The organism is Rhodococcus sp. G-MC3, from assembly GCF_030063335.1.
In the GTDB taxonomy this organism is placed as follows: domain Bacteria; phylum Actinomycetota; class Actinomycetes; order Mycobacteriales; family Mycobacteriaceae; genus Rhodococcoides.
The window spans coordinates 14,224-27,600 of record NZ_JASISW010000022.1 but is presented as its reverse complement, the minus strand read 5'-3'; the positions used below and the strand labels follow the sequence as shown (position 1 = coordinate 27,600).

11 protein-coding genes are annotated in these 13,377 nt (G+C 62.8%); 2 read left to right on the top strand and 9 right to left on the bottom strand.

Features of this window, described 5'->3' with window-relative positions:
* Nucleotides 1-5: 5 nt before the first annotated feature.
* Nucleotides 6-1,025 (bottom strand): LLM class flavin-dependent oxidoreductase, encoded by a 1,020-nt coding sequence (locus tag QMK17_RS20985; RefSeq protein WP_283511237.1) that lies wholly within the window; start codon nt 1,023-1,025, stop codon nt 6-8.
* 100 nt (nt 1,026-1,125) lie between these two features.
* Here QMK17_RS20985 and QMK17_RS20980 point away from each other — a divergent pair, with 100 nt between their 5' ends.
* Together QMK17_RS20980 and QMK17_RS20975 are read left to right on the top strand one after the other, a co-directional pair.
* Nucleotides 1,126-1,926, top strand: coding sequence for an alpha/beta fold hydrolase (locus tag QMK17_RS20980; protein ID WP_283511236.1), 801 nt, complete (start codon nt 1,126-1,128; stop codon nt 1,924-1,926).
* Complete coding sequence (locus QMK17_RS20975) at nt 1,923-3,098, top strand: PP2C family protein-serine/threonine phosphatase (protein ID WP_283511235.1); 1,176 nt, start codon at nt 1,923-1,925, stop codon at nt 3,096-3,098. Before QMK17_RS20980 ends, QMK17_RS20975 begins: the two co-directional genes overlap by 4 nt.
* On the opposite strand, the gene QMK17_RS20970 is transcribed toward QMK17_RS20975, so the two are convergent.
* The 8 genes from QMK17_RS20970 to QMK17_RS20935 all read right to left on the bottom strand — a co-directional run bounded on the left by QMK17_RS20970 (nt 3,095) and on the right by QMK17_RS20935 (nt 13,362).
* Nucleotides 3,095-4,207: a glycosyltransferase family 4 protein gene (locus QMK17_RS20970; protein WP_283511234.1), complete on the bottom strand. Its 1,113-nt coding sequence runs from the start codon at nt 4,205-4,207 to the stop codon at nt 3,095-3,097. The genes QMK17_RS20975 and QMK17_RS20970 overlap by 4 nt on opposite strands.
* Nucleotides 4,208-4,249: 42 nt before the next feature.
* A complete protein-coding gene (locus QMK17_RS20965) occupies nt 4,250-5,512 on the bottom strand; it encodes a hypothetical protein (protein ID WP_283511233.1) in 1,263 nt (420 codons plus the stop codon).
* The gene (locus tag QMK17_RS20960) at nt 5,499-6,608 is read right to left on the bottom strand and encodes a glycosyltransferase (protein WP_283511232.1); all 1,110 of its coding nucleotides are present in this window, start codon (nt 6,606-6,608) and stop codon (nt 5,499-5,501) included. Before QMK17_RS20960 ends, QMK17_RS20965 begins: the two co-directional genes overlap by 14 nt.
* Nucleotides 6,598-7,863, bottom strand: coding sequence for a hypothetical protein (locus tag QMK17_RS20955; RefSeq protein WP_283511231.1), 1,266 nt, complete (start codon nt 7,861-7,863; stop codon nt 6,598-6,600). Before QMK17_RS20955 ends, QMK17_RS20960 begins: the two co-directional genes overlap by 11 nt.
* A gap of 141 nt (nt 7,864-8,004) precedes the next feature.
* Nucleotides 8,005-9,531, bottom strand: a complete 1,527-nt coding sequence (locus tag QMK17_RS20950) for a flippase (protein ID WP_283511230.1) — start codon at nt 9,529-9,531, stop codon at nt 8,005-8,007.
* Nucleotides 9,528-10,583 carry a glycosyltransferase family 4 protein gene (locus QMK17_RS20945; RefSeq protein WP_283511229.1) on the bottom strand — a complete coding sequence of 352 codons (1,056 nt, stop codon included), beginning with the start codon at nt 10,581-10,583 and terminating at the stop codon, nt 9,528-9,530. Before QMK17_RS20945 ends, QMK17_RS20950 begins: the two co-directional genes overlap by 4 nt.
* The gene (locus tag QMK17_RS20940; RefSeq protein ID WP_283511228.1) at nt 10,493-11,860 is read right to left on the bottom strand and encodes an O-antigen ligase family protein; all 1,368 of its coding nucleotides are present in this window, start codon (nt 11,858-11,860) and stop codon (nt 10,493-10,495) included. The genes QMK17_RS20945 and QMK17_RS20940 overlap by 91 nt, the downstream gene beginning before the upstream one ends.
* Nucleotides 11,861-11,886: 26 nt before the next feature.
* The gene (locus tag QMK17_RS20935; protein WP_283511227.1) at nt 11,887-13,362 is read right to left on the bottom strand and encodes a sugar transferase; all 1,476 of its coding nucleotides are present in this window, start codon (nt 13,360-13,362) and stop codon (nt 11,887-11,889) included.
* Nucleotides 13,363-13,377: the final 15 nt, after the last annotated feature.

Sequence of the window (13,377 nt, the reverse complement as noted above, 5' to 3'; positions counted from 1 at the left end):
TGCGGTCAGCGCCATCCAAGGGCAGGCGCGACCTCGGTCAGGAGCGCATCCATTACATGCGCGCAATAGTCGACCCCGAGCTGATTGGGCACCGTCAACAGAACAGTGTCAGCGGCGGCAACAGCTTCGTCGGCTGCCAACTCCTCGATGAGGCGGTCCGGCTCGCCTGCATACGACTTTCCGAAGCGAGCAATCCCGCCGTCGATGTACCCGACCTGGTCCTCGCCATCGGCCTGGCCACCGAAGTACGCACGGTCGACGTCATTGACGATCGGGAAGATGCTGCGACTGACCGACACTCGCGGTTGGTAGGCGTGCCCTGAAACTGCCCATGTCTTTCGGAACAGTTCGATCTGCTCGGCCTGTAGTTGGTGGAACGGGATGCCGGTGTCCTCGGTCAACAGAGTCGAACTCATCAGGTTCATACCCTGTTCGGCAGCCCATTGCGCGGTCTGCCTGTTTCCTGCGCCCCACCAGATTCGCTCCCGCAACCCTTCGGAATGCGGTTCGAGACGCAGCAGGCCGGGCGGGTTGGGAAACATCGGGCGCGGATTGGGCTCTGCGAAGCCCTTACCTTCCAAAAGGTCGAGGAACGTCCGTGTGTGCTCGCGTGCCATCTCTGCGTGATCCGTGCCCTCGACCGGGGTATGGCCGAAGTATCGGTAACCCTCGATGACCTGCTCCGGCGATCCCCGACTGATACCGAGCTGCAGTCGTCGGCCCGAGATCAGATCGGCGGAACTGGCGTCCTCGATCATGTAGTAGGGATTCTCGTAGCGCATGTCGATTACGCCGGTCCCGATTTCGATCTTCGAGGTTTTCGCCCCTATCGCTGCGAGCAGCGGGAAGGGTGAGGAGAGTTGATTGGCGAAGTGATGCACGCGGTAGTAGGCGCCGTCCGCGCCCAACTCCTCTGCCGCGACGGCGAGGTCGATCGACTGGAGGAGTACGTCGGAGGCCGAGCGCGTCTGCGATTGCGGAGACGGCGTCCAATGGCCGAAGGACAGGAACCCGATCTTCTTCATTGTCGCTTCAACCTAAAATTGTATGGCTGTATTCCTGGCATGGACGAGAATCATGACCGATGCGTTCGGACGACGATCGGCCGGGTGACAGACTGTGCGGGTGGACGTACGAGCAAAGAACAACGTCACGGTCACCGGGTCCCGATCCGGGCCGACCGTCATGCTCGCCCATGGGTTCGGTTGCGACCAGACCTTGTGGCGCGCGGTGACCGAGTTATTGGTCCCGACCTGCCGCGTCGTGTTGTTCGACCACGTCGGCGCAGGCCGGTCCGACGTGTCGGTCTGGGACGAAGAGACATACTCGTCGCTCGACGCCTATGCCTGCGACGTCGTCGACATCGTCCGTGACCTCAACCTGCAGGACGTGATCTTCGTCGGCCATTCCGTCGCGTCGATGATCGGTGTGCTGGCTGCGGCCGCACATCCTGAACTGTTCGCCGGACTCGTGCTGTTGACGCCGTCCCCGCGCTACATCGATGAGGGCGACTACCGCGGCGGGTTCAGTCGAAGTGACATCGACGAGTTGCTCGAATCGCTGGACAGCAACTACCTGGGCTGGTCACGGGCAATGGCACCGTCGATCATGGGTAACCCGGACCGCGCAGAATTGAGCGAGCAGTTGACCGACAGCTTCTGCCGAACCGATCCGGCGTGTGCTCGGGCGTTCGCACGGGCGACGTTCCTTTCGGACAATCGCGAAGACCTCGCCCGAGTCTCCACGCCGACACTCGTCGTCGAGTGCGCCGAAGATTCCCTGGCACCGCGGTGGGTTGGGCGCTACGTGCGCGAGAATATCGCCGGTTGTGAACTGATCACCCTCGACACGAGCGGGCACTGCCCACACGTCAGCGATCCGAAGGCAACGGCGAGCGCGATCCTCTCGTTCGTTCACGATCGATGAACGACAGCGATCCCGTCCTCCACGACACCGCAGAAGATCTGTACGAGAACGCGCCGTGCGGGTATCTGTCCACGTGGCCCGACGGTCGAATTGCAAGAGTCAACGCGACTCTCCGCGGCTGGCTCGGTTTCGACGGGGACCAACTCGTCGGTCGCCGGTTCGTCGACCTTCTGACCGTCGGTGGACGGATCCATTTCGAAACGCATTTTGCTCCCGTGCTCCGGATGAACGGTGAAGTGGAGAGCGTGGCACTCGATATGGTCGATTCGACCGGTGCGCGGCTGCCGATGTTCATCAGCGCCAACGTCAAAGCGGGAACCGACGGTAGGCCGGTGTCGATTCGGATCACGGCTATCGATGCCAGAGATCGCCGTTCCTACGAGCGTGAATTGCTGGAGGAGAGGCGCCTCGCCGAGGTCGAGCGCGAACGAACTGAGTTGCTGGCGAAAACACTTCAGCGCTCGTTGCTGCCGCCGACGTTGTCTCCGCCGCCCGGGCTCGATGCTGCTGCGTACTACCACTTCGCGTCTCGCTACGACGTCGGCGGCGATTTCTACGACTTGTTTCCTCTGTCGGACGACCGCTGGGGTTTCTTCCTGGGTGATGTGTGCGGGAAGGGGCCGGATGCCGCCGTCGTCACGTCCTCGACGCGGTATACCCTGCGCGCGGCGGCCGTGTACGACCGTGATCCAGTTGCCGTGCTGCACAACCTCAATTCTGTGCTCGTTCAGGAGTTCGGCCACGACGATGCACGATTCTGCACGGTAGTATTCGGAGTTCTCACTGCGTGCTCGGGGGGATTCGACGTCGAATTGGCCAGCGGTGGGCATCCACCCGCTCTGGTATTGGGATCGGATGGATCTGCGCGGTACATCGACACTCCAGGTGGACAACTCGTCGGAATTCTTCCCGATGCGAAGTTCACCTCGGCCCGAGTTCTGTTGACGCCGGGGGATACGTTGGTGCTGTACACCGACGGACTGACCGAGGCCAGGACCGGGCGCGGACGTGAGCGATACGACGACCATGGTTCGCTGCTCGATTTTGCACGGTCGAGCGCGCCGTCGACTGCAGTCGGTATCGTGGCCGCCCTCCGGGAAATTCTGGACGGCTTCGGCGACGGACTCGAAGACGACGCCGCGATCATGGCGTTCGGTGTGCCGTCTGACTAGGATTCGACCGGTGCCACGTATCGACGCGATATCAACTTGTCCAGAAGCGCAGGGAGTGTAACCGAGAGATCGTGCTCGGCGGCAACACGAGTGCGGGCGGCATCGGCGATGGAGCGACGCAACGTCTCGTCGGCGAGAACCGAGTCGAGAGCCTCGGCCAGAGAAACCGAGTTTCCGGGCTCCACCAGAATTCCAGCGCCACCCGTCAAGAACTCGCTGGTACCTCCGTGGTCGGTGCCGACAACAGGAAGACCGTGTGACATCGCTTCGAGTACCGAGAGCGGCCCCGCTTCCGGGGATGTGCTGGCGGACACCACGACATCCCACCGCTGCAGGGCCGTGTCGGGGTCGATGTGCCCGAGGAATTCGACTCGTCCGGCAAGATCCTGCTGTCCGGCCCTCGATGATAATTCGGCTACATACTCGGCGTCACCGGGGAAGCTCCCGCCTGCCAACTCCACACGAATTCCGGGAAGAGTCGCAGCGGCATCGAGCAAGACCCTGTGTCCCTTCCATTCCGTGAGAAGTGCCAGCATTCCGATGACCGGTGGATCGTGCAGTTCACCGCCGAACTGGGGCACCGGCCATCGGACGCCGTTGTGCGACACGAGCACCGGTACGTTTGCAGCGCGCAGTGGGGCCGCGGTGGCATCAGATACCGATACCGCGATGCGAATCGCGGGTTTGCTGATCGCAACCACCGCGCGCTGCTTGCTGCTCGTCATCGTGTCGTGCACCAGCCACGAGGCGCCCCTGGCGGGACGAGCGAGCCGCGCAACGGGCAAAGCGAACAGCGAATTGACGACGGTTTCGGTATCGTCGGCACGTGCGAGGGAACGAAGCTTGCGCCCCGCATCGATCCACCGGTACACCAGACGTACTGTCGCCAAGCCGCGGGCAAGTCCGCGTTCACCGCCGAGGCCCAGCTGGCTGATCTTCACATGTCGAACGCCGTTCGGGAGTGACTCCGACAGTCGACCGCTCGGACACGCGACTATGACATCGAGCCCGCCGCGTTGTGCCTCGCCGATCAGATCGAGCAACACCTTCTCCGCACCGGAGACCTGACCGGTGTGCGCAAGAAACAAGACCTTGGTTGCACCGGTCATCGGCAACACCCCTTCGTTCGGTAACTACACTCGCCGCTGAAGTCAGGGCCGGACAGCTCGCAGCAGCCCAACGGGATCGGTGCACAAGCGCGCGAGTGCTGATTCGATGATCGCATCGTCGACGAATGTGCTGCAGTACGACGCGGTGTACGTACGGCCGCCACCGAGTTCGGCAATGAGCATCGTGACGCCATCGGGTCCATCCGGTTCCAAGGACGCCGCGAGCTGCGGTGGGCGTCCGTCCTCGGCCCATTTCAGATGGCCGAACATCGGCAGTTTCCCGAGATCGCTCACCGCAAGTCGCAGCGCGCGTGGTACCTCCACCGCCGCAGTGTCGGGGACCTTCGCGTAACTCCGCCGGAGGATTGCTTTGATCTCGGACATAGCGAGGATCGCGATCGGCCACCCGGAGTCGATGACTGCACGCATCGTCGATGCGATGTCCCCTGGCGTCGAACTCTGGGGCAGATGCAGCGGGATGCCAACAGCGAAGTTGCCGTGTGCACCGACGTACTCGGGCCCGAGGTATCGCCGTGAATTGAACAGAATCATGATGTGTTCGTCGACGGCGACATTCTCGGCGCGCAGTGCCGCTGCCCAGAGTGCCACCGAGATCGATGCCGACGTGGCGCCTTCGGCCTCGGTGGTGGCCCACTTCTTCAGCTCGGAGACTCGAGCGGGGGCCATGTAGCCGGATTTGCTGACCTTCGCTGTGGTCCAGTTCTCGATCGTGCGAGTGTGAAGCGATTCTTGTGCCGGCTTGCGCTTGTGGGCACCCCTCAGCCGCCAGAAGTCACGCACGGCCGAAGGTCGCGTAGCGTAGTGCCGTCTCAACGCGGTCCAGGTTGCGCGCGAGGGTAACCCTGCGGCCAGACCAGGGGCGAGCGAGCCGTCGGGATCGCTGGAGAATGCAGCCATCATCATGACGCCGAGTTGACCGTCGCCGAGTCCGTGCGAAAAATCGACCGCGAGATAGTCACCGCAGATCGATACTTCCAGCGAACCACGTGTGCCGGATCGGTTTCTGATGTCTGTCAACAGCTTCCCGAGGTCAGCGGTATCGGCGTCCGGGGCGTGGTGGACGGCGGTATCGGCGAGTGACCGACGGTAATTCCACTGCCGCGAGTCGCTCCGAGGCTCGAGCGCGAGCCTCGGAGTGGGAGAGGAGTTCTCGGCGTCGGTAAGTGTCGCTCGGGTGGCCTCGGGATCAAGACCGAGCGAGGGGCCGGTGACCGCGATGATCCGTCCGTCGGCGAACGCGCGGTCCATTGCCGTCGATCGGTAAGTGGGCCTAGAGGACGGCATCGACGACCTCCTGCATTCTGGATCGAAAGTGCTGACGCGAGAAGCCTTCCGCCCACGTTCTGATTTCCGAGCGGTCGAAGTCGTGAGGAGCGAACGACCGCATCGCAGTGGTGAACCCGTCGATCACTTCGTCGTCCGTGCCCGATGCGACGTGCAGACCGGTCTTGCCCGGTACCACAGTATCGAGCGCTCCGCCCTCGTCCAGAGCGATCACCGGCGTTCCCGTGGCCATCGACTCGACGGGAACGATACCGAAATCCTCGATGCCCGGCATCAGAAGCGCGCGTGCCTTGCGGTGCAGCGCCAGAAGCTCCTCGTGCGAGACCCGGCCGAGGAACGTCGTTTTCGGACCGGCCAACTCGCGGCACGCATCCATCGCCCGGCCGTCGCCTGCAACCACCAACGGTACGTCGGCTGCTGCCGCGGCCCGCACCGCGATATCAGGACGCTTGTAGGGAACCAGCCGTCCGGCGAGAAGGAAGAAGTCTTCGCGCTCCACTGATGCGTCGGGAGTGAATCCCTCCGTATCGACGGGGGGATGAACGACGAGTGCGTCGTCGCGACCCCACCAGTCCGCGATCCGCTGCGCCACCGCGGTCGAATTGGCAACCACCGTGGTCAATTTCGGTGCCGCAGATGTCTCGCATCGCCGGGCGACAGCGGACAGAGCCGTCAGGATGGCGGCGCCTACCTTCCCGCCGCCCTCGCCGGCCCGAAGCTCGGGATCCCATGCCCACCGTGCCGGGCTGTGAACGTAGGCAATGACGGGAGCGTCGGTAGCGAACACCACCTGCGTGGCGAAAGCGTGGTGACTCACCACCACTGCCTCGTAGTCCTGCAGTTTCATGTGACGGAAAGCGAGCGGAATCATGGGCAGCACCGGTGCATAGGAGCGTTGTCCGATCGCGTTGTACACCCCGTTCAGCCAGGTCGTGTAGGGCGGTTTCGACAGGCCCGCGGGTATCCCTTCTTCTCGCGCGATAGGCGCGAACACATCCGCGTTGGGCCAATGAATTGCCAACTGCTCCATCACGTGCTCGGAACCGGCGATCTCGGTGAACCGCTCGTGCACGAGTGCCAGTCGGTTATCCGGCATTGCTTTCGACCTCCGTATTCCTCGGCGCCGTCGACTGCGCCTCCGGCCGTTTGCGGCTCTTCGACTGCAAGAGCATGTATGCCGGGCGGTCGAACTCGGCAATTCGCTTCAGAGTGCGGCCGGCCTCCTTGCGATCGTGTCCGCCCTTGGACAGCAGGACTACCACAGTGTCCACGGCGGCTACGTCCACTGCTCGCCACCACTCGTCCGTCAACCCCATGGTGACCACAGCGGATCGTTTCGGTCGGGCGGCTGACGCATACGTCGGTGGGGGGACGTAGGCGGCGTCCTCGCCGACCAGCACCACTATCACCGAGTCACGTTTGTTGGCGGAATGTCGAGCGTTGCTCGACGTTTCCTCGCCCTCGCGTTGCAATGCGTCGATCTTTGCCACGAGTATCGGGGGCAGAAAGTCGGCCAGGCCAAGCTCGAACCGGGCACCGTTCTTCTTCGCTGCACGCCGCGCCCATGAGCGATTCGGCTTGGATCCGAATCGACCACGAAGCAGCACGATCAATTCGGCGGCGATGATCAATGCCGCCAATGCAGCAACCAACGCCTCCGACAGCGGCTTCGGAGCTACCGGGTCAGTGCTCTGCTCCGGACTGGCCAACACCACGAGTTGGTCGCCGCCTGCGCTCTGCAGACTGGACAGCTGCCCTTGAAGGTTGGCTAGTTCGGCTGTTGCTGTGGTTCGAGCTGGATCGTCGGCTGCGAGCGTGCCGACCTTCGCTTCGGCTGCAGCGACGGACGCCTGCACCTGTTCGACTTGGCCCTGAGTGTCCCTGGCGTCATTGGCCCTTGATGCCTGCGCAACAGTGGAGACCAAGGACTGCGCGAGTTCGAGGGCGAGTTCGGGAGAATCCGCCGTGACCGTGAACGTCAGGAGAGCGGGAGACGTACCCGGGGTCAAGGTCAACTCGTCTGCGAGCTCCGACGAAGTCAAATCCGTGTCGACTTGGCCCAGAGCCTGGTTCAGTACGTCCGTGTCCGTTGCGAGTTGCATGAAGGGGCCGCGCATCTGTTCGATGAAAGCGTCGCCGGCAACGAGCGTCTGGCTGGGCTTGACTTCGGTGACGACCGACGCCGAATACTCTTTGTCGGTCAATTCGCTTCGCACATAGAACACAGCGGCGCCGACGATCAACGCGACCACGAACGCGGGCAGCAATGCTCGTCCGAGTTCACGCATGTGACCCGCCACGTCGATTGAAGGAGGCACGTCGCTGCGGTGCGTTGCGTTCTCTACGTGCACCAACCGAATCTCCTTACATCGTCGATGTGAGTCTGCCCGGGAGTGCGCCGGCTCGAGAAGTGAACATTTTCGATGATAACCGAGCTGTTGGTTTCGGGGGTGAGTCACCACTGGTCGAAGCCACCGTACCCAGCGGGATCGTCATGACTCGTCCCTCTCTCCGCGTGGCAGAGGCTTTCCGCGCGGCAGAGGCGATTCGACGACGCCGATGGCCACCAATGCGAACACCGAGCCGCCGACAAGGGTGGCGGCGAGTACCGAGATCGGAAACCATAAAGCGGAAAATGTTTGAACAGCAGCATATCCCGCGCCGGTGAACACCGCAGTGATCACTGCGAGCACAAGAATGGACCGCGTCGGCAGCAAGCCGGACATCGGCATGCTGCGGGCAATGACGATCCACAACAGAATGACGGTCGTGCCGATTGTGGCCACGGTCGAGATCGCGGCACCGTTGTATGACATGCGGGGGATGAGGACCAGGTTGAGTCCGATGTTCAAGGCAAGGCCGACCAGTGCCACCACCGGATAGTGTCGTTGCAGCCCTGCGGATGCGAGCATGAAGATCCCGAGAAGCACGAGCGACATCAGAGCTGCGCCGAGAACAAGCAACCTTGCCGCATTCGCGCCTTCAACGAATCGGTCTCCGTACAGCAGCCTGATCAGTGGTTCGGCCGAAGGCCAGAACGCAGCGACCGCCATAGCCCCGAACACCGCGAAAAGTGCAGCTGCCGAGCGTGATCTGGACTTGAACGTCTCCAGGTCGTGTGGCCACGATGCGATCAACAAAGTGCTCACCGGAGCCACCGCAGCGAGCGCGAAAGTATCCATCATGTCCGAGAACTTGTAGCCGATGGAATACAGACCGACAGCATCGAAGGAATCGAGAAGACTGAGCATCAGTACGTCGATCTTCAGCATCGCCACCGTGAGGGCGAACCCGATGGCGAGAGGAACCGCTTCCTTCAGATAGGGACCCCATCGTCTGAATTCGATGTGGCGAGACGGTCTCAGGCCAAGCGACCGGCTTCGAATGCCGAACCCCTTGGTCGCCAGTTTGTAGACTTCGTTGGCCACTGCCGGCAAGACGAAGATGAGCAGAGTGGGAGCAAACACTGCTGCCACTACGGTGAGCCCGAGTTGGAGCAGCTGGCCGAGGCTTTCGGCGATTGCGACAAGCAACAACCGGTGCCTGCTCTGGTAGAGAACGGACAGTGCGTGACTCGGGGTCGCGAACACGACCACGAGCCCGCCGGCCGCAGTCGCGGCGATCACCTCGCTCGGATAGCCGAGAACTGCAACGTATCCGAGCGCCAGAGCGTAGCCGCCGAGACCGAGCGCGGTGCGAAGCGCAAGGAACGAGGATGCAGTCCGACCGATTTCCTCGGGGTCGTTGTCCATGAGCCGGGCGAGAACCACTCTTCCGACACCGAGGTCCGTCACTACCGACATCAGTCCGAGGAGCGCGAAAACAAAACTGAACTGGCCCCAACCATCAGGACTGAGTGACCGCGCGACGATGACGCTGCCAATCCAGCCGAGGGCTGCCACCACGACACGGCTGGCCAGCACCGCGGCGGTTGCACGTGCAGCGGCCTTGGGATCGGCTGCTATTGCCCGGTAGTCCGGTGGAGTTTCCATCCCGTCGGGAACCGAACTCTCCGTCATCCGCCCACTCCCGCGTCGCGGTATGCCCGGGCGGTGAGTTCGGCGGTACGGCGCCACGTCAGTCCATCGGCCACTTTCAGTGCATTTTCCGTCAGGGCGTCGCGAGCCTCGGGATCGAAGACGAGGGGACGCAGTGCATCCGCCCAGTTCTCGACGCGTGTGGATTTGAGCAGGACTGCACCGTCTCCCACCACATCGGGAAGTGCACCGACTGCGCTCGCGACGACGGCGCCGCCGCACGCCATTGCCTCGACGGGAGGCAGGCCGTAGCCCTCGTACCGAGAGGCGTACGCCGTGACGGTCGCCGCGGCGTACAGACCTGGCAAATCCTCCACATCGATGTATCCCAGCCCGATCGAAGAGGTGGGTGCATTCGGGCCGGTGGACCCCGCGCCCGCCAATACCGACGGAATGCCCAGCCTGTCAGCCGCATCAGCGACGAGCTGCACATTCTTTCGAGGCTCGACGGTCCCGACCTGCAGGACGAATTTCTCGGGCAGAGAATATTTGGCCCGCACCGCCTCGACTGCAGATTCGCTCGGTGGCCGCGCCCACGCGCCGGGGGCGAGTTCGGCAATGGCCGCATCGCGGCCGCTCACCGCCTTGATCCGATCTGCGGTGAACTGTGAGACGGCGATCAACAGATCTGCGCGGCGCAACGTGTGTCGGATCAGGCGCTGTTCCCCGAGCGCGCGGAACTTGCTGGATGCGGACGGCATGTCGATCACCGAAAGGTCGTGGACGGTGGCGATCGTGAATGCGCGGGTGATCAGAGGAAGGTCCACATCGAGCCCATGAACAACGTCGCACGAACCGACAGGGAGTGCACCGAGGACCGCACGGATCGCGCCGCCTGCCACCGGTCGAGTGATCGGCCGAACGTCGGGTGGTAACTCGTCTGCGGCATCCTTCTGCACCACAGCGGCAAGATCGGCTCCGAGCAGTTGCGCTGGCAGCTCGTTCAGTAGCTCGCGGATATAGGTCTGTACACCGCTACCCCCTGGCCGGAGCGCGAGCGCCCCGTAGATGAACCGTGTTGCGCTGCTGCGCATCCCACCACCCCTAACAGTAACCAGAAATAGACGTCGATCGGGAAGATCTCGAAATAGGTCGAGACGAGGCTGGCGAACATCGCAGCGACGATCGAGGCGCCGACGCCGAGGGCGAGTGCGCCGTCGTTCCCCGGAAGTGATCGCGAGAGCCGGGTGCACCACATCATCGTCGCGATCAGCAGTGCCACTACCGCCCACAATCCGATCGGACCCAGTTCGAGAGTGGCTTTCACGAAGTAGTTGTCGGGCTGATAATTTGTCGACAGTCCGTCTTTCTGGAAGGCCGTACCCGACGCTGTCGAGATCCGGTCGGCGGCAGAACCACTGGAACCCAGGCCGGTGCCGAGCGGGTGCACGAGGATGCTCGCGATGATGTTGTTCCAGCCGTCGCCGCGCTGACCGAGGCTGCTCGAGGAGAAGAAGACCGCCGTGATCTTCGGCACGAACGGGACAATGACGGCGATGGACGCTGCGGCGATGCCCAGCGGGGCGGCAAGGAAGCGAAACCTGATGGCGATCAGGTAGATCACTCCCACCACGAGGCCGAGGATCGCGCCTCGCACGATGGAGCTGGCCATCGCGACCACCATCACCGGTGAGGTAACGAGAAACAACATGTTGCGGCGCCGCTGTGGATCCGCAAGGGCCACTGCGCCGCCCACAAGCAGGGAGAGCATCACATACAGGCCGAACGGGAACGGAAGATTGAACGTACTGAACGTCCGTAGAAGTCCGCCCGAGGTGCGCACTTGGGTGCCGTACTCGTAACCGAGCGATACCAGCGCCGCAGGACCCGCTGTCAATTGCAGTATCCCGACGAAGGAGGTGAACGCGCCCATGCCCATGAGGATGGACACCACGTTGTCGCGATCCTGTGCATCGAGGGGCGCCAGCCACATGATCACCACGAGCAGGATGTAGAAGTACGTCACCTTGATGGCGAAGATACCGACGACACCGAACGTTGCGAGAGCGGAGACGCTTCCGAATACCACGAAGAGCGCGGCCGCAGGCCACCATGGCATCAGAACCGGCGGCGACGTAGGGGAGCGGGTCCGGCGGATCCACGCACAACCGAGGGTGAACAGAACCAGTCCCTCCTTCCATCCCGAGACGAAACCGGGAAGGGGCAGGAGGAACAGCAGACCGTTGAGGGGTACGAAGGCGGCGAGTAACAGCAGTCCGCGCTGCGGCCTTCGAAAGATGGCTGCTGCAATCACGTACGCGACCGCAGCCACCAGAACTACCGCACAGGCGATTGCGATGATCGCGATCACGAACTACCCGGGGCGCAGTGCATCGGTCAGTCCTCGGCGCGCTTGAGTACCGCGAGAACGGTCAGAAACAGAATTTTGACGTCGAGCCAGATGGACCAGTTCTCGATGTAGTAGTTGTCCCATTCTGCCCGGTCCGCGATGGAGGTCTGCCCCCGCAGTCCGTGTACCTGAGCCCAGCCGGTGACCCCTGCCTTCACTCGGTGCCTCTCGCCGTACCGGCGGATCTGCATGGCGAACAGGTCCACATACACGGGGCGCTCTGGTCGTGGTCCGACCAAGCTCATGTCGCCCCGAATGACGTTGAGCAGCTGAGGAAGCTCGTCGAGAGAGGTCTGGCGCATGATCTTGCCGATCTTGGTGCGCCGATCAACGCCTTCGACACCGCCGGGTGCCGCACCCTCGATGCGAACAAACTCTGCGTCGGACGCCCGCGGTGGCCGCATCGACCGAAACTTCAAGCAGTCGAACGGTATACCGTCGCGGCCGATCCGCTCCTGTGCGAAGAAGATCGGGCCGGGCGAACTCAGACGAACCAGGAGCATCAGGAGTAGAAAGATCGGGGAAATGAGCAACAGGCCGATGCTGGTCAGGACACGGTCCGTGGCACCCTTCAGGAAGAATTGCCAGCCTTTGGGATCGACGTGAGGCAACACCATCAAAGGCAGGCCGCCCAAATGCTCGATGCGCGTCTTGAGGCCGATTGTGTCGAAGAGGCGCGGCACCATCCACACTCGCATGCCGAGTTGATGTGCACTTCGCGTCGCTGCGACAAGTTGTTCGGTTTCGACGGCGGCGAACGCAATGATGACTTCCTCGGCACCGGTCGTGCGAGCGATCAGGTCGAAGTCGTTCGGGGTCCCGAGGTAGGGCACATCGATGTAGTCGGGTGCAGCCGGGTCGACCGGCGTGACCGGCAGGACGTCGACCATGCCGATCGGGGTCAGGCCGTACTCGGGAAATTCGCGCATTCTGGTCACCAGTTGGTGCGCGATGGGTCCGCCGCCCACGATAAGTGTCGGCGCGGCCGAGCGATACTTGATTCGCATTCGGCGCTGAATTGCTGCCCGTATCAAGCGTCCGACCGCGATCGCCACCGCTGCAGTGATCCACATGCGGACCATCAACGCTCCGGGCCGATATTCGGTCTCGACCACGAGCATGATGCTCAACATCGCGAGCGTAGCGAACGCGACGGCTGTCTCCACCGGTCCGATCTCGTCGAGGAAGTTTCTGCTAAGGCTTCTTCGGTACAGTCCACCCGCACCGAGGATGGCGATGACGATGGGGATGAAAAGCCATGGCAACGAGCCGAGTTCGGTCAAGCTGCCGGTGCGCCACAGTACGGCTTCGGCGACGGCGATGGTTGCCGCCAGGACATCGACGGCGACGGTGATTACTGTGTGCAGCGGATCGACCCGCATGCGGTCGGTCAAACCACGGGGCCTGACGTGCGCATCGCGGAGTGCTTCCGCTGTGGCGGGGGACTCGAGAGTTTTGGACACTCGTCAGACTTTCGT

What these genes read in the sequence shown, in the direction of transcription:
- QMK17_RS20950 (WP_283511230.1), bottom strand. Translation starts at nt 9,531, where the DNA reads ATGACGGAGAGTTCGGTTCCCGACGGGATGGAAACTCCACCGGACTAC.
- QMK17_RS20965 (WP_283511233.1), bottom strand. Translation starts at nt 5,512, where the DNA reads ATGCCGTCCTCTAGGCCCACTTACCGATCGACGGCAATGGACCGCGCG.
- QMK17_RS20945 (WP_283511229.1), bottom strand. Translation starts at nt 10,583, where the DNA reads ATGCGCAGCAGCGCAACACGGTTCATCTACGGGGCGCTCGCGCTCCGG.
- QMK17_RS20985 (WP_283511237.1), bottom strand. Translation starts at nt 1,025, where the DNA reads ATGAAGAAGATCGGGTTCCTGTCCTTCGGCCATTGGACGCCGTCTCCG.
- QMK17_RS20975 (WP_283511235.1), top strand. Translation starts at nt 1,923, where the DNA reads ATGAACGACAGCGATCCCGTCCTCCACGACACCGCAGAAGATCTGTAC.
- QMK17_RS20960 (WP_283511232.1), bottom strand. Translation starts at nt 6,608, where the DNA reads ATGCCGGATAACCGACTGGCACTCGTGCACGAGCGGTTCACCGAGATC.
- QMK17_RS20970 (WP_283511234.1), bottom strand. Translation starts at nt 4,207, where the DNA reads ATGACCGGTGCAACCAAGGTCTTGTTTCTTGCGCACACCGGTCAGGTC.